Origin of the sequence: Paenibacillus sp. D2_2 (assembly GCF_031199965.1) — a bacterium.
GTDB lineage: Bacteria > Bacillota > Bacilli > Paenibacillales > Paenibacillaceae > Fontibacillus.
The window spans coordinates 1282098-1308598 of record NZ_CP133605.1; the positions used below are offsets into that span (position 1 = coordinate 1282098).

Consider the following 26501-nt stretch of genomic DNA (forward strand, 5'->3'; position numbering starts at 1 on the left):
TAGACATGGCGACAAAATTTAAATTTTTGTCGCCATGTTTCTTTTTAGAACTTGATACGGGAAAGGTGAGAGTGATGGTTTGGTGGACGACGCTCTAAAAGTATTGGTTAGCAGAGGAGTTAATTATTGTAGGCCGTAAAGGAGGCGTCTCCAATTCAAAAGACAGACTTAAACCGACTCGACAATTTGGCTAGAGTAGTGGAGCATTTGCGACAGACGATGGAGCAGGAAATCACCGGTATGTCCAAGGATGTGAATCGTCTGCTTCAAAATACAGAAGCGAACTACTCGGAGTATTATGTGCGCACGGCTACTCAAGAAGCGGCAAGCCTGCTTCGAGAGATTGTAGTCCTGGCTCGACGATTGGATGAACAAATGCGTGACAAGGTAAGCGGCTTGAAATATGCCGTGAGCCAATATGCGCAGACAGACAAGCAAGTGGAAAAATTGGCTCAAGCCCAGCCTTCTTCGTTCCTGTTCGATCATAAATCACCGTTTCTTGCCGCACAGTGGTCAGATATCACAGAAAATAGCGTGTATGGACCTCGAAGTCCACTACTTCAAAGCCGCCCATGTTCCCCAATATTTTCGAACAACTTCAAGCCTTTCAGCGCCAAGGAATTATCGATCGTTTATCTCCCTTTCAAGAAGATCCGCGGATTGCTACTCTTCTGCAAACGATGCAGAACCAAAATGCCTTCGCTCAGAAACTGGCTCAAGCAGAACTAACTAAAATCGCCGAGGCGTTTACGGAAATTGCGCGTAGTCAGAAGGCCTATGTCGTCTATCAGGCTTATGGCCAGCGTGAATACATGGAGTCGGCTCATCAATATGCTGAAACACAGCGGAAGAAGCTCGAAGAAATGGGCGTCTCGGACGAATGGTATAAAGAAGGCATTGATCTGAGTAATTTTTATCAAGGTGGATTTTTGGAGGCCTGTAGGTACAATCCGTTAAAAAATGATCAATCAATCTTGCTGGATGATGAAGAGATTAGGGCTCTGCTGGAGGAAGGATTGTGGGGAGAAAAGAAGCTGGAAGAGCTTCGTCAGAGATATGATGAACTGGAGACGAAGGTGCTTCGTCGCTTACAGTTGGAGCAGCAGATCAACGAATACAATCAATTCGTCGCCGAGGAAGATATTCGGAAAATGCAACAGCTTCTTAAGGATATGAATCTGTATCACGGAGAGATCACTGGGAAGTATGATCAAGAGCTGCTAATTGCTGTAGCAGGATATCAGTATATTGCCAATAATTACAGTACAATGTTTGCGGTATGGCGTGAACTAAGCAAGTATCATGATGGCAAGGAATTTGAAGTAGATGGATTGATCACGAAAGAACTGCTGGAGCTAGCAAATGCGGAGAGAGGGCTAGGATATTGGAATGACCCCAATGTGAAAGCTGGTGGATTCGGTGTAGCGATGACATTGGTAGGGGTCGGGGATGGAATCGTTAGTCAGATATGGGATGAAGGAAGCGGGCTTTTGAAACAGGTTTTCTCCGTAAATCCGACGAATCCGAAGTTCTGGACAGAGACGGTGCCGGGATATTATGATTTAGCCAAGGCAATCACAAGTGGAGATATTTCCCTGGAAGATATCAAGGAAGTATTGAAAGAAGGGGCGGCAGAAGAGTTCGTAGTGCCGTTCCAGGATATCTGGGATTTACAGGGAAAGGTATTGAGTGGAAAAGCCAGCTATGAAGAGAGCAATCGATATGGACGCGCCTTGGTCAAGGCCTTTTTGGCTCTGACGCTGGTAGAAGGAGCAGTCAAGTCAGGAGTTAAGATATCTGGCAAACTGAGCAAGCAGCTCTCTGAGCTTCTGCCTAAACTGAATGGCGGAGCAGTGGTAGTTACTGAGGGTGGAATGAAAATTCAGCTTCCGAATAATTATCGTATCGAGACTCCGGAGAATCCAAATATTCAGAGGAAGCAATATGAGTTAGATAGAAAGAAGGTTGAGGATGGTATTGAGGGGGCGCCAAAAGCTCAGACTGGTTACACTGGAGGAAGAACTCAAAAGGAACTGAACGATTTAGCAGGCGACCCTTCACATGGTGGTAAAATTAGGGAGCAAGGTTTGAAAGAAAGAGAGATAGGACTGGATTTGGAACGACAAGGAAAACTAGGGAATATAGTACGTGACCCACAAGGAAACGGAGGAGCAGAATTTATTGATACAGCAAATAACGTTAAATGGGACGTTAAAAGTTTCGTATCTTATCCAAATGGTCATACTTCACCCAAAAAAGGTGCATTCACAGTAAATAATGGGATGAAAGCAATTAATAAAGAACTGGATAAAAATTACAATGTAATTGTGGATAAAAGAGACATGATTCCTGAACATGTTGAACAGTTAAAAGAGGCAATAGAGAAAGCTGGAATATCAGATAGGATTATTTGGTATCCATAGGAGGGTTAGGTATGACAACTGATATCAAAGAAATTATGATTCGATTAGAATCACACCGTCTTTGGATTGAAACTATTGGAGAACAAGGCGAAAAACTAGGTATAGATGAAATTGATTTGCGAAATGTAGATTTGTCACAATATCCATTAGATCAAGCATATATTACAGCTTGTATCTTTGATGGAATGAACTTAAATCACAAAGATTTCTCTTCATCCTTACTAAGTTCATCATCTTTTATATCTACAAATTTAGAAGGGGCAGACTTTTGTAAATCTAATGTCTCGTATGTGGACTTCACAAATGCCAATGTTAAAGCTGCTAGACTTGCTGATAGTGAATGTATTGAGACGGTGTTTATTAAAGCTGATTTATCAGATGCTAATTTAGTAGCTGGTCTTTTTGATGAGACCGATTTTCGCAATGCAATATTATTTAATGTTGATGTACGGTTAGCTACGTTTGAAAGAGTATTGTTAGAAGGAGCTAAATTAACTGGGGTTCGGGGCTAGAAGAGGCTTTTATAAAAAGTATAAATATTGGGACGCCAGAACAACCAAATATTCTAGTAGGTGAAGAAGCTAGAAAATGGTTACAAGATAACAGTTTGAGTAATGAGTAGAATTTAAGAAAGAAATGTTAGATAAGTAGCCCCTTTGCTACAGTAGAGGGTAGTTCGTACAATACAACCAACAAACTAAACACTAAACAATTCAAACACTTAATAAACTTTCAAAAGCTCTTTCCCACTTGAACCATGAGTAGGAATGAGCTTTTTTGCATGCCCAAAATCAAAGGAAGACAAAACGAATAGCAAAACGTAAACAGATAGTAGAGGAAACATGGGTTTAATTGCTCAGGCACAAGCAGAATATGGAACGATAGTGGAGGAAGTAAGAAGGAGGATTTTTAATCTCGGGTGACGCATTAATGGGTGACTTTCTTAGATGTAAGGCAAACTGGGGGATACCGGCTTGCTTTTTGTAGTTATAGCGAGGTGATGGCTAGTTATATGTAGAGTCGTTCCATAGATATAGTCAGTCCGGACTAATGATTTTAGTAGTTTTATTGTGTGGAGTATTTGCAGAATCAAACAAGAAAAAAGTTATTTCAACATAAAACGACAATATTTTCAATTCGAGCATGCTATAATTTTCCTAGTCTTTACATCCTAAGTGGGTAATTGGGATTGATAGCGTTTATTCAATGTGGTTCATCGGCACTATGAGCTTAAGATAAGCGAGTGTCCCTGGATTAACGAAAAGAGAATATCAGAAGGTGAGGGTTTTAGGATGAACAAATGGATAGCAAGAGGTATAGGCGGAGCAGCATTATTGTCGTTATTGCTGGGTACAGTGATAGCGTCAGCGGCAGATCCAGAATCCGCAGAGACGAATGAGGTTACCGTAGAGGCTGAACAAAACTTGCCTTCGAGCGGAAGCGTTCAGTTCAGCGATGTAGGAGCCAGCCACTGGGCGAAGGCAGCGATACAGACGGCAGTTAGCAAAGGCTATGTTAGTGGGTATCCGGGAGGAAAGTTTAAACCGGAGCAGGCGATTACTCGCGGTGAGTTTATGAAGATGGTCGTGACAGCACTTGGGTTGCCAACTGAAGCTGCAGAGGGAACATGGTATGAGCCTTATGTGAAGGCTGCGCAGAACCAATCGCTGTATGCAGCGGTGGATTTCGCAAATAATGAGGAGCAGTGGAACAAGGATATTACGCGTCAAGAGATGGCGCGGATTGCTGTGCGCGCTATTGGACAAGCGACTAGCGAAAATGACAAATGGATGTATTTAGCGACGAAGTCTGGACTGATCACTGGGCTCGGAAAAGGAGTTCTCGGGGAGGACAAGACAACGACACGAGCACAATCGGTCACGATTATTGAGCGGATCTTAAAGGTAAATGCTGGTGAGACTTTGCCAGGTTGATAAATACGCAGTGTCTAATGCCGAGCTTGCATGGCATGGGACGAATATATTTACGGTCATGCCGGAGGTTTTCGTATCCGATGAGAGCGAGCTCAAGGGAAGAACTGTGGAAGAACTTTGGAATGAAGAAATGATGACTATTACCTCCAAGGACGGGAAGTATAAAGCTCAATTAGAAGCGCTCATTGCCATCGATATGGAGGATACGAACGATCCTAACTGGAAGATGTTCCCATCGGTGGAGAAGTTGAAATGGTTTAATGGTGATTATGAAATGAATTTAAAAGTAATGGACTGGCCACAAAGTTATCTACTAATTTATAAAAGTAAAGTGATTTATAACGAGGATACAAGAAAATATGTTGGGGATGTTAGTTTTACTATGACTGGCTTTGTATCATTGGATAGAAACAAGTTTTATGATTTTGGAGTATTAAATAAAGTAGCGGATGTCTATCAGAATAAGCCGTTTGACTCGTCAATTAGAATTCTCCCAAAGAAAGGCTGGACACCCGATGAATTACACGGGCTTGAAATTTCCCTTCAGACACCGTCAAACTCAGGATATAAGAACCAAAATATTCTGAAAATTTACCCTCCTAAAAATTGATTCATGCAAAGAAGGTGCAGAATAGGGTGAATAGATTTATAGATTTACATATTTTAAAAGGAAGGTAGGTATATTTCATAGTGAACAAATGGGTATCAAGAGGTATAGGCGGAGCAGCATTATTGTCGTTATTGTTGGGTACAGTGGTAGCGTCAGCGGCAGATCCAGAATCCGTGGAAACGAATGAGGTTACCGTAGAGGCTGGACAAACCTTGCCTTCGAGCGGAAGCGTTCAGTTCAGCGATGTAGGAGCAGGTCACTGGGCGAAGACGGCGATACAGACCGCAGTTAGCAAAGGCTATGTTAGTGGGTATCCGGGAGGAAAGTTTAAACCGGAGCAGGCGATCACTCGCGGTGAGTTTATGAAAATGGTCGTGACGGCGCTTGGTCTGCCAACCGAAGCTGTAGAGGGGACATGGTATGAGCCTTATGTGAAGGCTGCGCAAAACAAATCGCTGTATGCAGCGGTGGATTTCGCAAATAACGAGGAGCAGTGGAACAAGGATATTACGCGACAAGAGATGGCGCGAATTGCTGTACGGGCCATTGGACAAGCGACCAGCGAAGATGATAAGTGGATGTATTTGGCGACGAAGTCCGGACTGATCACTGGGCTCGGAAAAGGAGTTCTCGGGGAGGACAAGACAACGACACGAGCACAATCGGTCACGATTATTGAGCGGATCTTAAAGGTAAATGCTGGTGAGACTTTGCCGGTTGATAAATACGCAGTGTCTAATGCCGAGCTTGCATGGCATGGACGAATATATTTACGATCATGCCGGAGGTTTTCGTATCCGATGAGAGCAAGCTCAAGGGAAGAACTGTGGAAGAACTTTGGAATGAAGAAATGATGACCATTACCTCTAAGGACGGGAAGTACAAAGCTCAATTAGAAGCGCTGATCGCCATCGATATGGAGGATCCGAACGATCCGAACTGGAAGCTACTCCGCCGGTGGAGGAGTTGAAATGGTTTGATGGCTTTTATGAACATACAGATTTAAAAGTAACTGATTGGCCGCAGAGCTACTTATTAGTTACGAAAAGCAAAGTGATTTTTAACAATGATAAAACAAAATATAATAGTGAAGTTAATTTTGCTGTATCTGGTTTTGATTCTCCTAGACTAAGTAAGGGGAGGTTTGATCCAATTGTGTTAGATTATTCTGCTATGGTTTATCATCATGAGCTTTATGATATACCAGTTTTGATTGTTCCTAAAAAAGGCTGGGTGATCAATAGACATGGAATCAGCATTTCTCTTCAGACGCCATCAAATTCTAATTATATGAGCCAATATATTTTGGAGATTTCTCCTCCTGAGAATTGATTCATGCAAAGAAGGTGCAGAATAGGGTGAATAGATTTATAGATTTACATATTTTAAAAGGAAGGTAGGTATATTTCAAAGTGAACAAATGGGTATCAAGAGGTGTAGGGGGAGCAGCATTATTGTCGTTATTGCTAGGCACAGTGGTAGCGTCAGCGGCAGATCCAGAATCCGTGGAAACGAATGAGGTTACCGTAGAGGCTGGACAAACCTTGCCTTCGAGCGGAAGCGTTCAGTTCAGCGATGTAGGAGCAGGTCACTGGGCGAAGACGGCGATACAGACCGCAGTTAGCAAAGGTTATGTTAGTGGGTATCCGGGAGGAAAGTTTAAACCGGAGCAGGCGATCACTCGCGGTGAGTTTATGAAGATGGTTGTAACAGCACTTGAGCTACCAACTGAAGCTGAAGAGGGGACATGGTATGAGCCTTATGTGAAGGCTGCGCAAAACCAATCGCTGTATGTAGCGGTGGATTTTGCAAATAACGAGGAGCAGTGGAACAAGGATATTACGCGTCAGGAAATGGCGCGGATTGCTGTGCGGGCCATCGGACAATCGACTAGCGAAAATGACAAATGGATGTATTTAGCGACGAAGTCTGGATTAATAACCGGGCTTGGAAAAGGAGTCCTCGGGAAGGACAAGACAACAACACGAGCACAATCGGTCACGATTATTGAGCGGATCTTAAAGGTAAATGCTGGTGAGACTTTGCCGGTTGATAAATACGCAGTGTCTAATGCCGAGCTTGCATGGCATGGGACGAATATATTTACGATCATGCCGGAGGTTTTCGTATCCGATGAGAGCAAGCTCAAGGGAAGAACTGTGGAAGAACTTTGGAATGAAGAAATGATGACCATTACCTCTAAGGACGGGAAGTACAAAGCTCAATTAGAAGCGCTGATCGCCATCGATATGGAGGATCCGAACGATCCGAACTGGAAGCTACTCCGCCGGTGGAGGAGTTGAAATGGTTTGATGGCTTTTATGAACATACAGATTTAAAAGTAACTGATTGGCCGCAGAGCTACTTATTAGTTACGAAAAGCAAAGTGATTTTTAACAATGATAAAACAAAATATAATAGTGAAGTTAATTTTGCTGTATCTGGTTTTGATTCTCCTAGACTAAGTAAGGGGAGGTTTGATCCAATTGTGTTAGATTATTCTGCTATGGTTTATCATCATGAGCTTTATGATATACCAGTTTTGATTGTTCCTAAAAAAGGCTGGGTGATCAATAGACATGGAATCAGCATTTCTCTTCAGACGCCATCAAATTCTAATTATATGAGCCAATATATTTTGGAGATTTCTCCTCCTGAGAATTGATTCATGCAAAGAAGGTGCAGAATAGGGTGAATAGATTTATAGATTTACATATTTTAAAAGGAAGGTAGGTATATTTCAAAGTGAACAAATGGGTATCAAGAGGTGTAGGGGGAGCAGCATTATTGTCGTTATTGCTAGGCACAGTGGTAGCGTCAGCGGCAGATCCAGAATCCGTGGAAACGAATGAGGTTACCGTAGAGGCTGGACAAACCTTGCCTTCGAGCGGAAGCGTTCAGTTCAGCGATGTAGGAGCAGGTCACTGGGCGAAGACGGCGATACAGACCGCAGTTAGCAAAGGTTATGTTAGTGGGTATCCGGGAGGAAAGTTTAAACCGGAGCAGGCGATCACTCGCGGTGAGTTTATGAAGATGGTTGTAACAGCACTTGAGCTACCAACTGAAGCTGAAGAGGGGACATGGTATGAGCCTTATGTGAAGGCTGCGCAAAACCAATCGCTGTATGTAGCGGTGGATTTTGCAAATAACGAGGAGCAGTGGAACAAGGATATTACGCGTCAGGAAATGGCGCGGATTGCTGTGCGGGCCATCGGACAATCGACTAGCGAAAATGACAAATGGATGTATTTAGCGACGAAGTCTGGATTAATAACCGGGCTTGGAAAGGAGTCCTCGGGAAGGACAAGACAACAACACGAGCACAATCGGTCACGATTATTGAGCGGATCTTAAAGGTAAATGCTGGTGAGACTTTGCCGGTTGATAAATACGCAGTGTCTAATGCCGAGCTTGCATGGCATGGGACGAATATATTTACGATCATGCCGGAGGTTTTCGTATCCGATGAGAGCAAGCTCAAGGGAAGAACTGTGGAAGAACTTTGGAATGAAGAAATGATGACCATTACCTCTAAGGACGGGAAGTACAAAGCTCAATTAGAAGCGCTGATCGCCATCGATATGGAGGATCCGAACGATCCGAACTGGAAGCTACTCCGCCGGTGGAGGAGTTGAAATGGTTTGATGGCTTTTATGAACATACAGATTTAAAAATAACGGATTGGCCGGAAAGTTATTTACTAGTAAGGAAGGGTAGAGTGATCTTTAACAATGATAAAAAAAGATATAATGACAGCCTGAATTTTGGTACATCAGGTTTCGAGTCTCCTAAATCTAGTAAGAGGAAGTTTGATCCAATTGTATTGGATTCGGCATCAGATGTTTATCATCATAAGCCTATAGATCTGACAGTAACAATTATTCCTAAAAAAGGCTGGGTACTTGGTAGTAATGGGCTTGAAATTTCCCTTCAGACACCATCTACTTCTAATTATATGAACCAAAATATTCTGAAAATTTACCCTCCTAAAAATTGATTCATGCAAAGAAGGTGCGGACTAGGGTGAATAGATTTACATATTTTAAAAGGAAGGTAGGTATATTTCAAAGTGAACAAATGGGTATCAAGAGGTGTAGGGGGAGCAGCATTATTGTCGTTATTGCTAGGCACAGTGGTAGCGTCAGCGGCAGATCCAGAATCCGTGGAAACGAATGAGGTTACCGTAGAGGCTGGACAAACCTTGCCTTCGAGCGGAAGCGTTCAGTTCAGCGATGTAGGAGCAGGTCACTGGGCGAAGACGGCGATACAGACCGCAGTTAGCAAAGGCTATGTTAGTGGGTATCCGGGAGGAAAGTTCAAGCCAGAGCAGGCTATCACTCGCGGTGAGTTTATGAAGATGGTCGTGACAGCGTTGGGGCTGCCAACGGAAGCTGCAGAGGGAAAATGGTATGAGCCTTATGTGATGGCTGGCTAGAACAAATCGCTGTATGCAGCGGTGGATTTCGCAAATAACGAGGATCAGTGGAACAAGGATATTACGAGACAAGAGATGGCGCGGATTGCTGTACGGGCTATTGGACAAGCGACTAGCGAAAATGACAAATGGATGTATTTAGCGACGAAGTCTGGACTGATCACTGGGCTCGGAAAAGGAGTTCTCGGGGAGGACAAGACAACGACACGAGCACAATCGGTCACGATTATTGAGCGGATCTTAAAGGTAAATGCTGGTGAGACTTTGCCGGTTGATAAATACGCAGTGTCTAATGCCGAGCTTGCATGGCATGGTACGAACATATTTACGGTCATGCCAGAGATATTCGTATCCGATGAGAGCAAGCTCAAGGGAAGAACTGTGGAAGAGCTGTGGAATGAAGAAATGATGACCATTACCTCCAAAGACGGGAAGTACAAAGCTCAATTAGAAGCGCTGATCGCCATCGATATGGAGGATCCGAATGATCCGAACTGGAAGCTACTCCCGCCGATGGAGGAGTTGAAATGGTTTAGCGGAGATTATGAAAAAACAGATTTAAAAATTTCGAAATGGCCACAAAGTTATTTGCTATTTTATCCAAGTAAGGTAATTTATAACGAGGATACAAGTAAATATATGGGCGATGTTATGTTGTCTATTTCGGGTATTGAATCTCCAGATATAGACAAGTATTACTCTGGAGAATTAAATGGGCAGGCATTTGTCTATTATCATAAAGTATTTGATTTACCAGCCCGGATTTTACCCAAAAAAGGCTGGACAATCGATAAATTAAATAGAATTAGTATCTCCCTCGAAACACCGTCAAATTCAGGATATAAAAATCAAAATATAATGACGATTTACCCTCCTGAAAATTGACAAATGCAAAGAAGGTGCGGACTAGGTTGAATAGATTTGAGAGGTTAACCGCTGATGTGTGGTGGTTATATAAAGATTGGAGTTGAAATCATAATGAAGAAATCGTGGTTAACAGGAATTAGTTGCATTCTATTAATAGCAGTTTGGTTAGATGGGAAGTTCTCCGGTATCTGCGCAGCAAGGATTTGAGGATGTAAAAGCGGAGCATTGGGCTAAAAATTCCATCGATACAGCGGTGGAGAAGGGGGATTTCAAAGGGTATGCAGATGGAACATTTAAACCGAACGCGACACTGACCCGTGCCGAATTTGCCGCGACATTAGCACGGATTTCAAAGACCGAGGCCACGGACACAGCGGAGAAAGCCTTTGCTGATCTATCAGGACATTGGAGTGAAGCTGAGGTTAATCGTGCAGTAGCCTTAGGATTTATCGATCCTAAAGATTATCCAAATGGATTTAAACCGAATACACCAGTGACTCGATTTGAGATTGCCAAATGGATGACCTCAGGTCTGGCTATTGTTGATGAGGATTATAAGCAGGCATTAGAGGATACGAAGACAACGGTTATTCCTGTAAGAGAATATTTTACTCCAGGCATTCCGGAATCAAAGGCTCCTTATGTAGCGGTGGCTATGGGTACGAAGCTGCTCGGAGGTTACCCGGACGGGACATTTGGACTAAATAGTAATGCTACCCGTGCAGAAGCTTCTACGATTCTACTAAGATATGAATCTATTAGCGGTAAGAAGGCTGATGATTTTCTTGGGTTGAAGGAGTTACGACAAGTTGGAACTGACCGAACGAATATGGAAACGATCAGTCCGTTTACTACAGGAAATACTTCTCTAAATGATGTAGTAGGAAAGAGTTATACGCTTAGAAACAAAGCTGGAAGTTTGAAATTGCGAAACTATATTGTAGTAGATTCTAAAGACTTTAAAAATATCGAAAGTATTTATGCTCCTCTATTTATCGATAAAACAGATTATGATAGTCGCCTTGATGAGAAAGAAACCTTTAGAGCATTTGTTCAAATAACAATCTACCCCAAATCCAACCAATTCGGAATAGATCATTATATGAGTGGTGTATCTGAAGGAGTAGTTCATGGGAGTAGAATACAAAATGATAATATTGTGAAGAAATACGATTATCTTACATTACCTAATATGAATACAGAACAATTCTTTCGGGATCATCAAGATAAAGATGGTGGGGTTACTATCTGGGTTAAAAAATTCCTGAAGGGTGATGTGTATCAACAACTGACAACAGACGCTGATTCATATGCTATAGTCAAAAGAAAGAATTAAATGGTGAATAAATCATGTTGAAAAAGTGGATTAATACTCCGAGGAGATAAAAATTATTCCTATAGCACATTACTTTCGTAAGATTATGGGTATTCTGGAATGTTTTCGATGAAGTTGCCCTTCCACTCTAGGAGGACTAATTTAAATTCCCAATTACTGTCCATTAGCATCTTCGAGCCCAATTAATCCCAGTCCATAGATATAGTATGCCTTCAATTGCCCGGTTTCGTCTAGTTCCATCAAGACCCCCATCCATTGAACTGCGCATGTTTAACTATCGGTCTATGAGCTTATCTAACGTATACTCAACAAGTGAGAGATCACCGAAAGTTCTTTAGTAGAGGGTCTACCAGGGCAGTTCACTCTAAGGTTCTCAGAATTCATTTTTAAACTTTAGTTTGAATCAAGTTTATTAATATTCGAAAACGACCAGGCGTTGTTTTTTTCTCAATTGGTTTATATCAAATATTGGTTGACGGCAGCGGTATGAGCATATCAGAGAAAAAAGAGATAGAAAACAAAGCGAAGGCGGTTGCTGTTGAGTATTTTAAAGAGAATTATAATGTAGAAGTGGTTTGAAATTCTTATTGAACATGAATAAACTCAATTAATTGTCAACCTTGATTGGCTTCAAGCCTTTCAAGGTTTTTTTGACGAGATATCCAATAAAGTCCAATAGATTCCATAAATTACACCTGATGGATCTACAGATATAGACAAATTGAACTAGCAATGCAAGTAATAATAGGGTCTTGGCTACAGAAACAATCTAATACCGACAATAAACGACAACATTTTCAATATTGATATGGTACTATTTAACTGTTATGTGGAAAGCAGGATAATAGTGATTCAACTAATAAAAGGAAGGAGCGCGAAGATGAAGAAATTGACAGTTCTAGCAAGCTTATTCATAGCAAGTTTAATGATTGCAAATGTGGCATTGGCGGCAGGGAAACCGGTTGAACTAATGATGGATGGAGAAAAGTACTTATATGTTAAGGGAATGAAGGGAGCGATTCCGTATCAGGAAAATGGAGTAACGATGGTTCCGATTCGCTTCGTAACGGATAAATTAGGAGCCAAGGTAGGCTGGAATAACGCATCTAAATCTCTGCAAATCCAAAAGGATGAAATCGATCTGACCTTAACGATAGGATCGTCTACGGCTTTAGTTACTGGAAACACAATCAACCTGCCAGCCAAGGTACTGCAAAAGGACGGGACAGTGATGGTTCCGTTGCAGATTGTTAGTGAAGTATTGAAAGAGGAAGTAGAGTGGGATGAAGAGAGAAATACAGTCATTATAAAAACGCCGGGGAAGGAGATTGGAGAGGTCGACCCATATGGACGGAAAATCCGTACAACCAACCTTCCGAAAAACTATAAGGACTACCCGTATATTTTAGCTGACATTCCGAACAGTATGTATGAGATGAAGTATCCGTATTCCCACAAAACTGATTCTATGGTGTCTTCAAAGTTATATCAATTACCGGAATTCACCCAAGAGAATATCGACATTTGGATGTCCCATATTAAGGAGTACGGGAATCTCTTGTTAAATTTGGACTACAGAACGATTGATGACAAATGGATTGAAGATATGGGTTCTCATATGATCATCTATGCATCTGAACTTAAAAAAAGCGCAGCCTATAAATATTTAGATCATTATAAGGATTGGGCAAAGAAAAATAAGATACAAATAGAAGGGACGCTAACTCCAGAACCGTCAATGATTTATAAGGATGGATTTGGAAGTTATTATGTGCGTTCAACAGTAAAATTTAAATTTAATTACTTTAAAGAATCAAAATATTTAATATTTGATACGTCCAAGGGAGCGTACCAAGACGGGTTTAATTTCAAAAAAGACGTGTGGTATTCCGGATACGTAGATTTCCCAATTACAACAAATGTAGGAGGATATTGGGGCCCCACTTTAAAGGTAAGTGTTAACGCAAGTATTCTAAATAAATCGCAAATAACTAAAGAGTAGTTGGCAATTATGAAGAGTTACTATAAGAAGTTTATTGTTTTCACAGTTTTTGTATTGTTATTTACTAATTTATCAATATATCAGGCCAGAGCAGCGCCAATTGTAAACATAGAAAACGGAGCCCTCAAATTCAGCATCACCTCCACCGCCGCTAGTTCTTCCATCCGTTATAAAACGATAGGATGGACGGTTAGAACCGATGAGGTTTGTACGTGGAAAGGAAAAAACAAAGATGATTGCAAACCTACGGCTAGTGGGAAATTTGTTACTTTCGAGGGTACAAAGGATGTAAAGCAAACAGGACAAGATCCGAACCCGTCTATCCCCGGAAAACCGGTGACAACCTTCTTCGAGGTTCCAGAGGCTAAAGTTACGAAAGGTTTGTTAGATAATGGGATGGGGGACATCAAGCAAGGGGGAAACTGTACTTAAGTGCTGTCATGATATCGATTGATGGGAACGATAACAAAAGAAGTGGTCCCTGGTACTCCTTGCAGGAAATAAAAAATGCGGAATCTTGGACCGAAGAAGGAATATCAGGGATTAGCGATGCCGCAGGTTGTAGATGCACAGCGTGCGAATGCCTCGATCCAGCAGTGGTATGGAGAATATAGTCTAACAGCCGCCCCGTATATCGTGAAGGCCGGGGAGTCGCTGCAGGAATATCACCAGAAGAATGGGAAGCTGGATGATAAATCGCAGGTGTTCCTGCAGAACCGCTATAAGAATGGATATATCCTGGTGAACTTTGATATTGAGAGTATCCGGGATGGCAAGCTGAATGAGCCGCATTTGCAGTATATTCACGCTCCGGAGATGAACAAGGTAATCGGGGGTATGAAGCGCCAGAATCAGTGGGAGATGGAAGGGTTCCAGTCCAAGGTTCAGGATGCCTACGGCAATATATTCGAACTGAAGGATGGGGATGTGGTCCTGTACCACGCTAACAAATCGAGCCGGGACGATTTTCAATCCCGAGTGACACATTAATGGAAGACTTTCTTGAAGATAAGGCAAGCTGGCGTATCCCGGCTTGCCTTTTGCATGCATATCCTGACGAGTGTTCAATGATGTACAGTTTAGTTATGGGTATCACATGTGGATATTAATTGTTACCCCTCTACCCCTCCCCTCATTTCTAGTATATAATTAAAGTTTAAAAGTTTAATATTCAGCATCTGAAGATGACTTCTCATACATAATCATGTCAAGGAACAGAGTTGACGCGGAGGTGTCAGCTTTTTTCTATGAGCTTCTTACGGTATCAAAGAAAAAATACATAAATAGAGAGAAACATGGAGTAGGAGGAAGAGAGAAATGTGGTTTGTCTTTGCTGTGGCTGCGGCAACATGCTTTGGGATGCGGGGAATCTTGTATCAGTGGACGTCCCAGCGTCCGCTTGATCGGAATTTATTGTTATTTGGCGTTTATTTATCGGGAACGATGATTGCTCTAGCAAGCAATGTGTTTGCGGGTCAAGCGTGGAATAATGGAGCGTTGATCGGTCTATTGATGGGGGTATTCTCCTTTATCGCCAATGCTTCTATGTACAAAGGTTATGCGGTTGGCAAAGCATCGTTGATCGCTTTGTTCACAGGACTACCGCCCGTGGTCGTGGTGATCGCAGCTTATCTGTTGTGGGGAGAGACGTTGAATCCATGGCAGATCATTTCCTTTGTCGTGGTTATTATCGGTCTATTGCTGATCAAGTACTCTCAGGATTTGAAGCTCGGACAATTTAAAGGGATTCAATGGGGGCTTCTGACCATGCTGTTCTTCGGTATGACGGATTTAACCTCCAAGCAGGCTACACTTTCCGGCGCTTCTACGCTTCCGTTGTTATCCGTGATGTATGGGACGGGAGCGGTACTATTTGGAACACAGTGGACGATAAGCCAATACAGAACCTCTAAGAAAGCTATCGTAGAGACAGAAGGCTCTGTATCGAATGAGCAAGCAGCTTCGGCGCCCGTGCAATGGAGTCGCGGCAAGACGCTCGGCTGGGGTCTATTTGTCGGGATATCGAATATCGCCGGCATGATCTTCCTGATTCCTGCTTTTCGTGGGGGAGTAACCGGAATCGTCTCAGCGATCAGCGCCATGAACGTTGTGTTCGTGCTGCTATATGCCCGGTTCTATCTGAAGGAGACGATGGCGCGGCGGGAAATCATAGGATTGTCGACCGCACTGATTGGTATTTTGCTGCTACGTTTGCTGGCCTAGCATAAAAACAAACCCGAAAGAAAGCATCCTTTAAAAGGCGGCTATCTTTCGGGTTTTCCTCATTTACTACTGCTCAAGACTCTATCCCCAAAAACTTCTCACGCATCTGCTTCAATTCATCAGAATCCTTATAGTCGTTCTTGGCCGCGGTATCCATATATTGCTTGAGCTCGGTAAGAAGCTGGCTTTGGCAGGCCTCCGATTTGCTAACATAAGATTTGTAAGTTTTCTGGGCATCATCGTTCATGATGCGCGTGGTATAGTCGAATAACTGACTATTATCACTTCCAAAGAAAATAGCCCCCTTGTACTGCCGGAACAAATTCTTAATTTCATTATTACGAAGGGAAGCCGGATAATTCGTCATGAAGGACTCGGTATCAAGCGCCCGATTAAGTAGTTCTTCAAGGCTGATGGCAATCGAAGCATCACGTAGAGATGGTTCCTTAGTTTCCTGGACCATTAGCCTGATATAATCCGAGATATCTTCCGTGGTCTTATCTTCGTATTTTGCATAGGCTTCATAATCGATGATAGGGAAGAATGTCCCCTCAATGGAATAGAGAAAATAACCGTTGTCTTGTGTATCAGCTAGTAGATTCTTCAGCTTGCCATCCGACAATTGGGAAATGATCTCGTCCAAGCTGTGTGTGTAAGGATCGGTATTCATCAGTTCCTGCTGGATGCCTTGTTCGTTATAGCGTTCTTGAAGGGTCGGTTTTACTTGTAACTGCGCGTCCTCTAGAGAGAGAACCATTTGCGTTGCCTGCTCTCTAGGCACCTCATCGATGTGCTCCTGAAGATAGCTAATCGCTTCTGACAGCTTACCATCGTTCTGTAATAATGCGTTATACTCGGCGCTTACCTTCGCAGCTTGATCCGCTCTCGCTTGATCTTCTTGATTTGTAGAGGGATTATTCTGTTCATTTGATGGGCCGTTCTGTTCATTCGCACTATTATTGTTCGGGGATCTATATTTGGTTCCTTGTCTATCTGCTTATCACTGCATGCCGCAAGTGCCAATACCGTTGCTAGGGCCAGCGTTATCCTCATCATCCTCTTACGCAATACATTATTCCTCCTTAGATGAGATGCCTTTTGGTAATAATAACGCTGGCTCGCCCTAAAAGTTGCAGTAATTTCCAATTAGTTTATTTTATGAAAATGAGATATGACGAATACGGCTGGGGAGTTCCAGTAAATCGTGACTTCATTGCCGGCATAGCTGTCCTGATGGTCGATATAGCATTGTGCCGGTGCTTTGCCCTGTAGATGCTCTATCATGTAATCGTCATTTAGGCCATGATTTGGACCGCCAGCGACAAGGCCGGGCACTGGTTCATCAATCTTATCTCCGACAGAAGGACGATGGTGCGGATGTATGACGGAACGATCCCCATCAGCCGGTAACATAGCTTATATCCAGCACATTACGTCCCAACAAATAATGTATATGCTCCAGCGCACAAACTTCGTATTTCTTTCTTCCGCTAAAGTGATGGGCAAGCAATAGCAGCATGGCCTGATTCATCAGAATCATATTGCTGCCCCAAATATAGTTCGTCTCTGCGAGGGAGATCAAATAACCGTCCGTAGCGCTGCGGCGGAGTAGTTGGTCTGCTTCATCCATCAGTCCGTTTGACAGAGAGGAGTGTAACTCAGGCTCTATCTCAAAGTTATCATTCAGTAGATAGGCGATCGTTCCATATCCCCCATATCTGCCCATCCGAGCTCATACTTAGGAAAAGATTTCTTTGCCAGTTCAAGAAAGTCCTCGTGGTAAGTGGATTCTCCAGTTGTACGGTACAGCTCGGCCGCGGCCCAGTAGCGTTCATCCAGATCCAGATGATCCCCATATTCGCCAGTGTACACATCCATAGGGTTTCTGAAGCCTCGGACGTCTGGATGTTCTTCAAGCCAAGACCATGCTCGTCTTGCTGCCTGGAGGCAGTGCTGGGCAAATTCAGGATCAAAGGGCATGTAAATTCGGCATGCCATGGCCATGACTCCGGCAAAGCATCCGGTTGCCGTTGCTGAGACAGGAAGGAAGTATAGCTCATCATGGTCATTTTCCGGCATTACGTGAAGTGCAGGGAAATATTTGGTCGTGAGCTTATGGAACACCCCACCATTTCGCTCATCCTGCATTTTGAATAGCCATTCCAGCTCATAACGGCATTCATGCAGAATATCGGGGGTCTTCCCATCCGTCTCTGGAATTGGAGTAGCCTGGTAAAAGGCTTCTGAATGAAGCTCGTAGGCGAGAAGAAGATCGGCGACGGCCTTAGCTCCAGGACCGGTATATTTGCCATAATCCCCAGCATCATGCCAGCCACCACAGCTGTCTAGTTTACGTGATGGTTCGTCGTATACGATTCCTTCTTGGGTATGGCAGGCTTGATGCGTCCACGCCCCAGCATACTTTTCCTCAAGTTTCATTCCACAACGGAACAAATAGAACGCTCGTAATAGCCCGCGGTGAACCTGTTCGTAGGGTTGCTCTGAAATGGAGAAAGAAGCTGATTTGTTGTCATTCAACTCGATATGATATGTTCCGGGTGTAGTCCAACTGGAGAAGTCGGCCTGAGATATCGTCACTCCAGCCACACGATCCATGACCGGATCGGTGGTATTCCCTTCAAGCACAATCTCTCCAAGCCTATCGTCAACGAGATAGAAAGCTCCGCTATCGTTAGCAATAACGGCGATTTTGCCAGAGTTCATAGGATAGCCGATTTGATTCACGGTAATATTGCGTTGCCCTTGTCCGTTCATCTTTGCTCACCCTCCAGATATGTAATCGTTTTCAAATATACGAAGCCGATTTCTGTTAACATCATTCATATCCTCACATGTTCTGGATAGATTGGCAAGACTGCTTATTAAATCACATACCTTCATTATTATGAATCACGCCTTGGTAAGAGTACTGTTCATATTTAGTTAGAGCATGGTACTATTGCATATAATTGGGGGAGACCCCCAAACAGAACTATTAGATCCTTGAAGGAGTGAAGGGAACATGGATGCATTCTTTTCCGCCGGGGCGATGTCCGGATTTGTCCTTCTATCGCTTCCTCATATACTGGCGCTTGGTGCCGTACTGATACTTATTCTAGGGCTATATTATGCGAGAATTACGATACGCAATCATCCATGGTTAAGGAGAACCGTCCGCTACGGCTTGGCGATGCTCTTATTTCTGTCCGAGGCTAGCCTAAATATCTGGTATTTGGAGCAGAACCTCTGGGATGCTCGGTACACGCTGCCACTTGAGCTATGTAGTCTTACGCTGTTGCTCTCAATCATCATGCTGCTGACAGGTAGCCGCTGGCTTTATCCTTTTCTGTTCTTCGCTGGGATCGCGGGTGCGCTTCAAGCGCTGCTTACGCCTAATTTGCTGTATGGATTTCCACATTTCCGCTATTTACAATTTTTCATCTCTCATGCGGCGATTATATTGGCTTCGTTATACATGACCTGGATCGAAAACTATAGGCTGGGCTGGAGGTCCATCGTCTGGGCAATACTTATGCTGAATATATCGGCGGCGGCCATTTGGGGAGTGGACCATGCTATCGGGGCTAACTATATGTTCCTGGCTCATAAGCCAGATACAGCGTCTTTGCTCGATCTACTCGGCCCCTATCCGTATTATTTGCTCGTGGAGGAAGGAATCGCACTGCTGATGTTCATCATTTTATATGTCGTCTTCTTCTTACTTCCCGATAAAATAGCGCAGCGTAACCGCATTAGGAAAGGAGCTCGATCATCATCATGAAGGAAATACCTGATCATTTGCGAACCGGACTATCTGTCGTGTTCATAGGTTTCAACCCAAGCCCGAAATCGGGGAACTCGGCCATCATTATGCCAATCCGCGCAATAACTTCTGGCGTATTCTGTACCGTTCTGGTCTTACACCTCGTTTGTATACGGCGGCAGAGGATCATGAACTGTTGGAGCTGGGATATGGCTTCACCAATATTGTATCCAGGCCAACGCGCGCCGCGGAGGATATAACCCGTGAGGAATATGCGCAAGGCAGGCAAATTCTACGTGAGAAGCTTGAACTGTACCGTCCACAAGTGGCTTGCTTTGTCGGAAAAGGGGTCTATACTGAATTCAGCCGTCGCTCCCAGGTGGAATGGGGATTTCAGGAGGAGCCAGTAATCCAGGATGTGCGGGAGTTCGTAGCCCCATCCTCCAGCGGGTTAGTGCGTATGCCGATGGGGGAGATCATATCAATTTATAAAAGGTTGTCCGAACACGTACTAGAAGTTAGGGATTCATAGGCACAGATGCGCATGAATCACGAATGACCAGACTGGTGGGGACGATGATGGATGGAGGAGGCAGGTTAGGCGAATGAATCATCTCATTCAGGGAACGGAGTGCTTGTTCTCCCAGAGTGAGAAAGTCCTGTTGAATCGTCGTCAACGCAGGCTGGGTATGCTGAGACATCTCGATACCATCAAAGCCGATGACGGACAGATCATCTGGAATGGATAGCCCCGCCTCAGCGGCGGCCTCCATGACACCAAGCGCGATCATATCAGAGCAGCATACGACGGCAGTCGGACGGTGATGCAGCTTCAGAAAATCCTTCATCGCGGCATAACCTGATTCTTTACTAAAATCTCCGATAGATATGTATTCCGGATAATAAGGCAAATCAAGCTCCTGCATGGCCAGCCGGTAGCCTTCGAACCGCTGCTTCCCGACGTAGGAATCGAGATGGCCGTTGATAAAGGCAATCCGTTGGTGCTGCAGTTGATGCAGGTAGCGTACAGCCGTCTTGATGCTGTTAATGTTCTCAGAAGTAATATATCCGGCACGTGGTCCGGTGAAGTCCATATCGATAAACATAGTAGGGATGCCGGATTGGAGTATGTCCTCGAAATTCAGATCATGGCTCTGAAATCCAAAGATCAAGATGCCATCCACATTGCGGCTCAGACAGTGCTGCACAATACTATATTCCGAGCCCATATCGAACTGGACAAGATAGAGTAGATCATAACCAGTCTCCTTCAGCGCCTTCTCAAGCCCTACGATAACTCTGGAAAAGAAGGGGTGAGTTAATCCAGTCGTTAGGAACATCCCGATCGTCTTGGATTTGCCCTGTACAAGTCCACGAGCTGTATGATTGGGAATGAATTGTTCATCACGGATCACCTGCTGTACTCGTGCTCTCGTCTTAGGACTGACATGGGGACGGTTATTGATGACTTTGGACACGGTCGTTATTGACACGCCTGCTGCTCTCGCAATATCATGAATATTTTTCGCCATTAAATGCCACCTAGATTCTTCCTGTCATAATTTACTAGAATAATAACACAAGGATATCTGTTCCTCGCGAAATTTGCAATCTATTATCGAAAAACGTTTTCTATACAAATTATTACATGTATGCTATAATCCAGAACTAAATACACATACACTTCGATAAACGCGCGTCCATTTTATTGTAACCGCTTTTATCAGGGGAATCGGAATAAATAAGTTCTAGCAGAAGGGAGGAGAAATTGGCAATAGAACAGGTAAAAGAATAGGGTGGAAGAAAGTCCATAGCTTGTTTTGATCTTTTCGGAAAACGTTTTCCGACTGGTCTCCATCATGGTGTAGACATTATCAAAACGATATGTAGTTATGGGAGGGCTGATTGTGAGAATGAAGCTCAGGAAGCGGATGATAGCGATGATGATGACGATTGTGCTATTAAGCTCGCTTGTACCAATGATGGCTGCTGCGGAGCCGGAAGGTAGTGAAACAGGCGATAACTCAAGCTTGATTGTGTCTCCAGCGGTGAAGCCATCGTTAGGGGGCGCTTTGCAGATTGTCGAAATTGACGGACAGAAGACACTTGCCGACCAGAACGGGAATCCGATCCAATTACGGGGAATGAGTACACATGGATTGCAGTGGTTCCCGGAGATCATTAACGATAATGCATTTGCGGCTTTGGCTAATGATTGGGGGGCCAATGTGATCAGGCTGGCGATGTATGTTGGTGAGAACGGATATGGTACACCGGCAAATAAAGAGAAGATCAAGCAGAGCGTGATCCAGGGAATTGAATATGCGATCGCCAATGACCTGTACGTAATCGTAGATTGGCATGTGCATGCACCTGGGGATCCGAGGGCGGACATATATAGCGGAGCTATGGAATTCTTCAGAGATATTTCTGCGCTTTACCCAAATGATGAGCATATCATCTATGAATTGGCCAATGAACCTAGTTCGAACAATACTGACGGTCCTGGAATAACAAATGATGCTGCGGGATGGCAGGCTGTTAAGGATTATGCCGAACCGATTGTAGAGATGTTGCGTGAAGAAAATGCCCAGAACAATATTATCATTGTGGGTACACCGAACTGGAGTCAGCGTCCGGATCTGGCTGCAGATAATCCGATTCAAGCGGATAACATCATGTACACGGTGCATTTCTACACAGGGACACATATGCCTGCTGCGGATAGCTCGGATAGAACGAATGTAATGAGCAATGCCAGATATGCGCTGGAGCACGGTGTCCCGATCTTTGTGACTGAATGGGGTACGAGTCAAGCGAGCGGGGACGGCGGACCATATCTGCAGGAAACCGATCAGTGGCTTAGCTTCTTGAATGAGAACAACATCAGCTGGGTGAACTGGTCGCTAACGAACAAGAACGAGACTTCGGCGGCTTTTATGCCACTGGAACTCGGCAAGCAGCCGGCAACCAGCCTTGATCCCGGCAGTGACCAGGTCTGGTCGATTCCGGAGTTGACCGTGTCCGGCGAATATGTGAGGGCAAGAATCAAGGGGATAACATATGAGCCGATCGACCGGAATAAATATTCTCAAGTACTGTGGGATTTTGATGATGGAACGACTCAAGGATTTGGGGTAAATCAAGATAGTCCGAATCCAGGGAGTATTACATTAAGCAACGTGGATGATGCTCTGCAGATTACTGGGTTGAACGTGAGCACGGATACAAGCGAGGGGAATTATTGGGCTAATATTCGCTTATCTGCGGATGGTTGGGGAAGACCGCTAATATCCTAGGCGCAGAACAATTATCTATGGATGTCATCGTAGACGAGAAGACGACGGTATCCATCGCGGCGATTCCGCAAGGACCTTCATCAGGATGGGCAAACCCGGAACGAGCTGTACGAGTAGGTGAAGAGGATTTTGTACCGTATGGTGATAAATACAAGGCAGTTCTCTACATCACTACAGAGGATTCACCTGCACTCGAGACGATTGCCACAAGTACGGTAAATAATGTGATGAATAATCTGATTCTGTTCATTGGGGCGAAGGATACGAACGAAATCTCGCTAGACAACATTACAGTGTCAGGTACCAAAGTAGAGCTGCCTGTCATTCATGCACCGAAAGGAACGGCCGCACTCCCTTCTGATTTCGAAGACGGTACACGGCAAGGCTGGGACTGGAATCCGGAATCAGCAGTTAAGGGTCCGCTTACGATAGAGGAGGTCCAAGGCTCGAAGGCTCTCTCTTGGGAGCTCGCTTATCCAGATGTTAAGCCTTCAGACGGCTGGGCATCTGCGCCTAGGCTGGAGTTATATAAGGATGGACTCGTTCGTAAAGATTATGATTATGTTAAGTTCGATCTGTATATTGAGCCTGAACGGGCAAGTGCGGGAGCGATGGCGATTAATCTTGTATTCCAACCGCCTAGCGCAGGTTACTGGCAGCAAGCTCCAACGAGCTATAATATAGAGTTCGATCAGACGGTAGGTGCAGCGGTAACCGACTCCGTGTACCACTATCCGGTGAGTATAAATATGCGTGAAATCAGCGGTATCGCAGACGATACGGAGCTGCGGAATATGATTCTTATATTTGCAGATGTGAACAGTGATTTCGTAGGAAGATTGTATATCGATAATGTCAGATTTGCGGGAGAATCGGATGTAGCAGTGCCCGCAGCTCCTGGTGGCCTAGAGGCAAAAGCAGGTGACGGATTCGTAGCACTGAACTGGGAGGTAGCTGTCGGTGCCCAATATTATATTGTGAAGCGTGCTGTTCAATCGGGCGGGCCTTATACGACAGTGGCAGCTCACGTTCAAGCAACGAGCTATAAGGATACCGGATTAAGTAATGGAACCACCTATTATTATGTAGTGTCCGCTGTCAACGAAGTGGGAGAAAGTGCGAACTCTGTGGAGAAGCAGGCTACTCCTTATAAGTCGAATAGCGGTGGAAGTAATAATGGCGGCAATCCTGGAAGTACATCTGGTAATAGCAGTAGTGGCGGTAATAGTGGCAGTGCCTCTTCGGGAAATTCGGGCAGTGAGATTATCGTCCTTCCTGAGCCGGATCAAGACGGCAAGATTACTGTAGAAATCGCCAAAGGGGCGGAGCAAGCAGTTTTTGCTGCGAATGCAACAGGGATTAGTGATAGGACGGTTATTGTACTGAAGGGTGAAGATTTCATACTTCAGTTACCGGGACGGTCTTTAAACAATTGCAGGCCCTGTTAACAGAGGAACAATTAAAGAATGCGGTCATTACGGTTCAATTCAACAGGATGACGGATGGAGACCGTTCTCTTCTGTTGGATCGGATCAATAGTCGCGAAGAAGTAGATGTACGTGCAGCGGGAGTAATTATAAATTTCTCCCTATCTATCACCGCTGGGAAGGATAATCCTGTCCTGAAGCTGGATCGATTTAAGCAACCACTCATCATGACTTTAAATGTAGATGCGGCTGTGAATAAGGATTTGATCGGTATGTACCTCATCTCTTCCGACGGGCTTATTAAGTATATTGGCGGTACGACGCAAGACGACAAGCTGGTGGCAGATCTGACTACGAACGGTGTATATGGACCATTAAGCTATGATATGTCCTTTAGTGACGTTGCTGGAACGCATTGGGCGGTACCGGTACTGAAGCTATTGGCTGCGAAGCATATTATCGAGGGGACGGGCGCAGCGCAATTTGCACCTGATAAGCCGATTACCCGTGCGGAATTTGCTGCAATGATCGCCAGATCGCTACGGATCGAAGCAACAGGTCATACGGAGACAACTTTTACTGATGTAGAGGCTGCAGACTGGTATGCGGAAGCAATTATGGCTATTAGTGAAGTGGGGATCGTAAATGGGCGTAGCGCTTCGAGCTTCGACCCTAGGGCAACGATTACCCGTGAGGAAATGGCTGCAATTCTGTTACGTGCCTATGAATACAGCAGGGGCAAGGGGAATTCTGGAGAGGCTGTTGCGGAGTTTGCAGATCAAGCGAGCGTCAGTTCTTGGGCTCGGGAGGCTGTAGCAGAAGCGCATGCGCTTGGCCTCATTATGGGGCGGGCTAACGGACAATTTGCACCACAGAGCCAGGCTACCCGTGCGGAAGCTGCTCAGCTGATTGCTAGAATGATTAACGCATAATCGGGGTCAAAATTTGCGGGATGGGCTGCCTCATGGTCATATCTATGATCATGGGGCAGCCCTTGCTGTTTGTAGGGAGAGTTACCGCGTCGCACACATTGTGCCAAGTCGGGAACAGCCGCGCAATCGCTTCCGCTCAAAGTTTATCTTTAATGTTCATGGGCGGAGGTAAAAAAGATGCGTTATCGCAGTTTTTTCTCAAAACAGGCCGATTCATTTCTAAAAACCTGCATTATTCCATCTTTTTTATTTAGTAGATTAGGTTAGTTGGAAATGACTTCTTTCTATCGACTATTTTACAGTAGTGTGCTATTATAGAGTCCTGATAACGTGGTAACGAACTAAAGCGTTTGGAGTACAGTAATCATATAAAAGCAACCGAACTATAGGCAATATTACTTTCAGAATACAACGTTTGTTCGGATTATTGAGTATTTATGGGGGAGAGAGAATGATGAAGAAGACGGGATTAATTAGTTTAATTGTGTTGGCGATGTTTGTGGCCTTAGCCGGATGTGGTGCATCAGGGTCAGGTAAGAATGAGAACAAGCTGGTGATCGGTATTGATGATCAATTTGCTCCGCTTGGCTTCCGGGATAAAGATAATAATATCGTAGGCTTCGATATAGATTATGCTAGAGCTGCCGCAGAGAAGATGGGCAAGGAAGCTGTGTTCCAGCCAATCGATTGGAAGGCGAAGGAATCCGAGCTGAAGAGTGGCCGGATCGACTTAATCTGGAACGGATATACGATTACAGATGAACGCAAAGCTATGGTGCTGTTCACGAAGCCTTATCTGGAGAATAGCCAGGTTATCGTGACGTTGGCGAACTCGGAGATTGCTGGGGTGGATGATCTGGCAGGTAGGGTTGTTGGTCTACAGGCTCAGTCGTCGGCTGCCGATGCGCTGGATGCCAATCCGATCAAAGACAAGATCAAGACCGTATCGGAATTTTCAGATAATGTTCTAGCATTAAGCGACCTCAAGACGAAGCGTCTTGATGCGGTTATTATTGATGAAGTGGTAGCGCGCTACTATTTGTCGCAAGAGGAAGGGACGTTCAAGATTCTGGATGAATCGTTGGCTCCTGAACTCTATGGTATAGGTGTGAAGCAAGGCAATGAAGAGCTACTGAACAAGCTACAGCAGGCACTTGATGATCTGAACAGCAATGGGACTGCAGCTGAGATTTCTAAAAAATGGTTCGGCGAGGATAAAGTGCTGAAATAGATCGTGAGGAGACGCTTAA

30 protein-coding genes and 1 pseudogene are annotated in these 26501 nt (G+C 44.3%); 25 read left to right on the forward strand and 6 right to left on the reverse strand.

Translation table 11 applies throughout. The features are described 5' to 3' along the window. The first annotated feature begins 186 nt into the window (after positions 1-186). The 19 genes from RE628_RS06335 to RE628_RS06425 all read left to right on the forward strand — a co-directional run bounded on the left by RE628_RS06335 (position 187) and on the right by RE628_RS06425 (position 15830). Positions 187-729, forward strand: coding sequence for a hypothetical protein (locus tag RE628_RS06335; protein ID WP_309157951.1), 543 nt, complete (start codon positions 187-189; stop codon positions 727-729). After that, positions 681-2423 carry an ADP-ribosyltransferase family protein gene (locus tag RE628_RS06340; RefSeq protein WP_309157952.1) on the forward strand — a complete coding sequence of 581 codons (1743 nt, stop codon included), beginning with the start codon at positions 681-683 and terminating at the stop codon, positions 2421-2423. Before RE628_RS06335 ends, RE628_RS06340 begins: the two co-directional genes overlap by 49 nt. 11 nt (positions 2424-2434) lie before the next feature. Next, on the forward strand, positions 2435-2935 hold the full coding sequence (locus RE628_RS06345; RefSeq protein ID WP_309157953.1) for a pentapeptide repeat-containing protein: 501 nt from the start codon (positions 2435-2437) through the stop codon (positions 2933-2935). A gap of 780 nt (positions 2936-3715) precedes the next feature. Further along, a complete protein-coding gene (locus tag RE628_RS06350; RefSeq protein ID WP_309157954.1) occupies positions 3716-4357 on the forward strand; it encodes an S-layer homology domain-containing protein in 642 nt (213 codons plus the stop codon). Positions 4358-4415: 58 nt separating this feature from the next. Continuing rightward, positions 4416-4967: a hypothetical protein gene (locus RE628_RS06355; RefSeq protein ID WP_309157955.1), complete on the forward strand. Its 552-nt coding sequence runs from the start codon at positions 4416-4418 to the stop codon at positions 4965-4967. Between the two features lie 122 nt (positions 4968-5089). Further along, a complete protein-coding gene (locus RE628_RS06360; protein ID WP_309157956.1) occupies positions 5090-5821 on the forward strand; it encodes an S-layer homology domain-containing protein in 732 nt (243 codons plus the stop codon). A 103-nt stretch (positions 5822-5924) separates the two neighbouring features. Further along, the gene (locus tag RE628_RS06365; RefSeq protein ID WP_309157957.1) at positions 5925-6299 is read left to right on the forward strand and encodes a hypothetical protein; all 375 of its coding nucleotides are present in this window, start codon (positions 5925-5927) and stop codon (positions 6297-6299) included. Between the two features lie 122 nt (positions 6300-6421). Beyond that, a complete protein-coding gene (locus RE628_RS06370; RefSeq protein ID WP_309157958.1) occupies positions 6422-7270 on the forward strand; it encodes an S-layer homology domain-containing protein in 849 nt (282 codons plus the stop codon). Continuing rightward, the gene (locus RE628_RS06375) at positions 7258-7632 is read left to right on the forward strand and encodes a hypothetical protein (RefSeq protein ID WP_309157957.1); all 375 of its coding nucleotides are present in this window, start codon (positions 7258-7260) and stop codon (positions 7630-7632) included. Before RE628_RS06370 ends, RE628_RS06375 begins: the two co-directional genes overlap by 13 nt. A gap of 122 nt (positions 7633-7754) precedes the next feature. Then, a complete protein-coding gene (locus RE628_RS06380) occupies positions 7755-8321 on the forward strand; it encodes an S-layer homology domain-containing protein (RefSeq protein WP_309157959.1) in 567 nt (188 codons plus the stop codon). Between the two features lie 20 nt (positions 8322-8341). Then, positions 8342-8602: a hypothetical protein gene (locus tag RE628_RS06385; protein WP_309157960.1), complete on the forward strand. Its 261-nt coding sequence runs from the start codon at positions 8342-8344 to the stop codon at positions 8600-8602. Beyond that, positions 8590-8964, forward strand: coding sequence for a hypothetical protein (locus RE628_RS06390; RefSeq protein WP_309157962.1), 375 nt, complete (start codon positions 8590-8592; stop codon positions 8962-8964). Before RE628_RS06385 ends, RE628_RS06390 begins: the two co-directional genes overlap by 13 nt. 114 nt (positions 8965-9078) lie before the next feature. Beyond that, positions 9079-9402: an S-layer homology domain-containing protein gene (locus RE628_RS06395; RefSeq protein ID WP_309157964.1), complete on the forward strand. Its 324-nt coding sequence runs from the start codon at positions 9079-9081 to the stop codon at positions 9400-9402. Between the two features lie 21 nt (positions 9403-9423). Next, positions 9424-10287: a hypothetical protein gene (locus tag RE628_RS06400; RefSeq protein ID WP_309157965.1), complete on the forward strand. Its 864-nt coding sequence runs from the start codon at positions 9424-9426 to the stop codon at positions 10285-10287. Between the two features lie 151 nt (positions 10288-10438). Beyond that, a complete protein-coding gene (locus RE628_RS06405) occupies positions 10439-11605 on the forward strand; it encodes an S-layer homology domain-containing protein (RefSeq protein WP_309157966.1) in 1167 nt (388 codons plus the stop codon). 880 nt (positions 11606-12485) lie between these two features. Continuing rightward, positions 12486-13607: a copper amine oxidase N-terminal domain-containing protein gene (locus RE628_RS06410; protein ID WP_309157967.1), complete on the forward strand. Its 1122-nt coding sequence runs from the start codon at positions 12486-12488 to the stop codon at positions 13605-13607. A 9-nt stretch (positions 13608-13616) separates the two neighbouring features. Further along, on the forward strand, positions 13617-14039 hold the full coding sequence (locus RE628_RS06415; RefSeq protein ID WP_309157968.1) for a hypothetical protein: 423 nt from the start codon (positions 13617-13619) through the stop codon (positions 14037-14039). Positions 14040-14114: 75 nt separating this feature from the next. After that, entirely contained in the window at positions 14115-14597 is a 483-nt protein-coding gene (locus tag RE628_RS06420; protein WP_309157969.1) for a hypothetical protein, read from the forward strand. Between the two features lie 327 nt (positions 14598-14924). Continuing rightward, a complete protein-coding gene (locus RE628_RS06425) occupies positions 14925-15830 on the forward strand; it encodes an EamA family transporter (RefSeq protein ID WP_309157970.1) in 906 nt (301 codons plus the stop codon). A 73-nt stretch (positions 15831-15903) separates the two neighbouring features. Here the strand turns inward: RE628_RS06425 and RE628_RS06430 are convergent, their stop codons facing one another. From RE628_RS06430 to RE628_RS06450, 5 genes are all read right to left on the reverse strand, one after another. Beyond that, positions 15904-16611 carry a hypothetical protein gene (locus RE628_RS06430; RefSeq protein ID WP_309157972.1) on the reverse strand — a complete coding sequence of 236 codons (708 nt, stop codon included), beginning with the start codon at positions 16609-16611 and terminating at the stop codon, positions 15904-15906. An 80-nt stretch (positions 16612-16691) separates the two neighbouring features. Next, positions 16692-16898 (reverse strand): hypothetical protein, encoded by a 207-nt coding sequence (locus tag RE628_RS06435; RefSeq protein ID WP_309157973.1) that lies wholly within the window; start codon positions 16896-16898, stop codon positions 16692-16694. 78 nt (positions 16899-16976) lie between these two features. Next, positions 16977-17243: a glycoside hydrolase family 9 protein gene (locus tag RE628_RS06440; protein WP_309157974.1), complete on the reverse strand. Its 267-nt coding sequence runs from the start codon at positions 17241-17243 to the stop codon at positions 16977-16979. Then, a complete protein-coding gene (locus RE628_RS06445; protein WP_309157975.1) occupies positions 17230-17556 on the reverse strand; it encodes a glycoside hydrolase family 9 protein in 327 nt (108 codons plus the stop codon). Before RE628_RS06445 ends, RE628_RS06440 begins: the two co-directional genes overlap by 14 nt. Continuing rightward, positions 17514-18605 carry a glycoside hydrolase family 9 protein gene (locus RE628_RS06450; protein WP_309157976.1) on the reverse strand — a complete coding sequence of 364 codons (1092 nt, stop codon included), beginning with the start codon at positions 18603-18605 and terminating at the stop codon, positions 17514-17516. Before RE628_RS06450 ends, RE628_RS06445 begins: the two co-directional genes overlap by 43 nt. A 247-nt stretch (positions 18606-18852) precedes the next feature. Here RE628_RS06450 and RE628_RS06455 point away from each other — a divergent pair, with 247 nt between their 5' ends. Beyond that, positions 18853-19611 (forward strand): YwaF family protein, encoded by a 759-nt coding sequence (locus RE628_RS06455; RefSeq protein WP_309157977.1) that lies wholly within the window; start codon positions 18853-18855, stop codon positions 19609-19611. Then, positions 19608-20125: pseudogene (locus RE628_RS06460) on the forward strand (mismatch-specific DNA-glycosylase). The gene RE628_RS06455 and the pseudogene RE628_RS06460 overlap by 4 nt, the downstream one beginning before the upstream one ends. Here the strand turns inward: RE628_RS06460 and RE628_RS06465 are convergent. Then, the gene (locus RE628_RS06465; protein WP_309157978.1) at positions 20112-21125 is read right to left on the reverse strand and encodes a LacI family DNA-binding transcriptional regulator; all 1014 of its coding nucleotides are present in this window, start codon (positions 21123-21125) and stop codon (positions 20112-20114) included. The pseudogene RE628_RS06460 and the gene RE628_RS06465 sit on opposite strands and share 14 nt — an antisense overlap. A 381-nt stretch (positions 21126-21506) precedes the next feature. On the opposite strand from RE628_RS06465, the gene RE628_RS29500 reads away from it, so the two are divergent. From RE628_RS29500 to RE628_RS06480, 4 genes are all read left to right on the forward strand, one after another. Beyond that, entirely contained in the window at positions 21507-22892 is a 1386-nt protein-coding gene (locus RE628_RS29500) for a cellulase family glycosylhydrolase (RefSeq protein ID WP_375143096.1), read from the forward strand. Then, positions 22868-24340 carry a carbohydrate-binding domain-containing protein gene (locus RE628_RS29505; protein ID WP_375143047.1) on the forward strand — a complete coding sequence of 491 codons (1473 nt, stop codon included), beginning with the start codon at positions 22868-22870 and terminating at the stop codon, positions 24338-24340. Before RE628_RS29500 ends, RE628_RS29505 begins: the two co-directional genes overlap by 25 nt. Beyond that, positions 24325-25251 (forward strand): S-layer homology domain-containing protein, encoded by a 927-nt coding sequence (locus RE628_RS06475; protein WP_309157979.1) that lies wholly within the window; start codon positions 24325-24327, stop codon positions 25249-25251. Before RE628_RS29505 ends, RE628_RS06475 begins: the two co-directional genes overlap by 16 nt. 493 nt (positions 25252-25744) lie before the next feature. Next, the gene (locus RE628_RS06480; RefSeq protein ID WP_375143097.1) at positions 25745-26482 is read left to right on the forward strand and encodes an amino acid ABC transporter substrate-binding protein; all 738 of its coding nucleotides are present in this window, start codon (positions 25745-25747) and stop codon (positions 26480-26482) included. The last annotated feature ends 19 nt before the right edge of the window (positions 26483-26501 follow it).

What these genes read in the sequence shown, in the direction of transcription:
- RE628_RS06410 (WP_309157967.1), top strand. Translation starts at nt 12,486, where the DNA reads ATGAAGAAATTGACAGTTCTAGCAAGCTTATTCATAGCAAGTTTAATG.
- RE628_RS06345 (WP_309157953.1), top strand. Translation starts at nt 2,435, where the DNA reads ATGACAACTGATATCAAAGAAATTATGATTCGATTAGAATCACACCGT.
- RE628_RS06440 (WP_309157974.1), bottom strand. Translation starts at nt 17,243, where the DNA reads ATGTTACCGGCTGATGGGGATCGTTCCGTCATACATCCGCACCATCGT.
- RE628_RS06340 (WP_309157952.1), top strand. Translation starts at nt 681, where the DNA reads ATGCAGAACCAAAATGCCTTCGCTCAGAAACTGGCTCAAGCAGAACTA.
- RE628_RS06350 (WP_309157954.1), top strand. Translation starts at nt 3,716, where the DNA reads ATGAACAAATGGATAGCAAGAGGTATAGGCGGAGCAGCATTATTGTCG.
- RE628_RS06355 (WP_309157955.1), top strand. Translation starts at nt 4,416, where the DNA reads ATGCCGGAGGTTTTCGTATCCGATGAGAGCGAGCTCAAGGGAAGAACT.
- RE628_RS06420 (WP_309157969.1), top strand. Translation starts at nt 14,115, where the DNA reads ATGCGGAATCTTGGACCGAAGAAGGAATATCAGGGATTAGCGATGCCG.
- RE628_RS29500 (WP_375143096.1), top strand. Translation starts at nt 21,507, where the DNA reads ATGAAGCTCAGGAAGCGGATGATAGCGATGATGATGACGATTGTGCTA.
- RE628_RS06465 (WP_309157978.1), bottom strand. Translation starts at nt 21,125, where the DNA reads ATGGCGAAAAATATTCATGATATTGCGAGAGCAGCAGGCGTGTCAATA.
- RE628_RS06480 (WP_375143097.1), top strand. Translation starts at nt 25,745, where the DNA reads ATGTTTGTGGCCTTAGCCGGATGTGGTGCATCAGGGTCAGGTAAGAAT.
- RE628_RS06450 (WP_309157976.1), bottom strand. Translation starts at nt 18,605, where the DNA reads ATGAACGGACAAGGGCAACGCAATATTACCGTGAATCAAATCGGCTAT.
- RE628_RS06415 (WP_309157968.1), top strand. Translation starts at nt 13,617, where the DNA reads ATGAAGAGTTACTATAAGAAGTTTATTGTTTTCACAGTTTTTGTATTG.
- RE628_RS06445 (WP_309157975.1), bottom strand. Translation starts at nt 17,556, where the DNA reads ATGGGCAGATATGGGGGATATGGAACGATCGCCTATCTACTGAATGAT.
- RE628_RS06455 (WP_309157977.1), top strand. Translation starts at nt 18,853, where the DNA reads ATGGATGCATTCTTTTCCGCCGGGGCGATGTCCGGATTTGTCCTTCTA.
- RE628_RS06425 (WP_309157970.1), top strand. Translation starts at nt 14,925, where the DNA reads ATGTGGTTTGTCTTTGCTGTGGCTGCGGCAACATGCTTTGGGATGCGG.
- RE628_RS06405 (WP_309157966.1), top strand. Translation starts at nt 10,439, where the DNA reads ATGGGAAGTTCTCCGGTATCTGCGCAGCAAGGATTTGAGGATGTAAAA.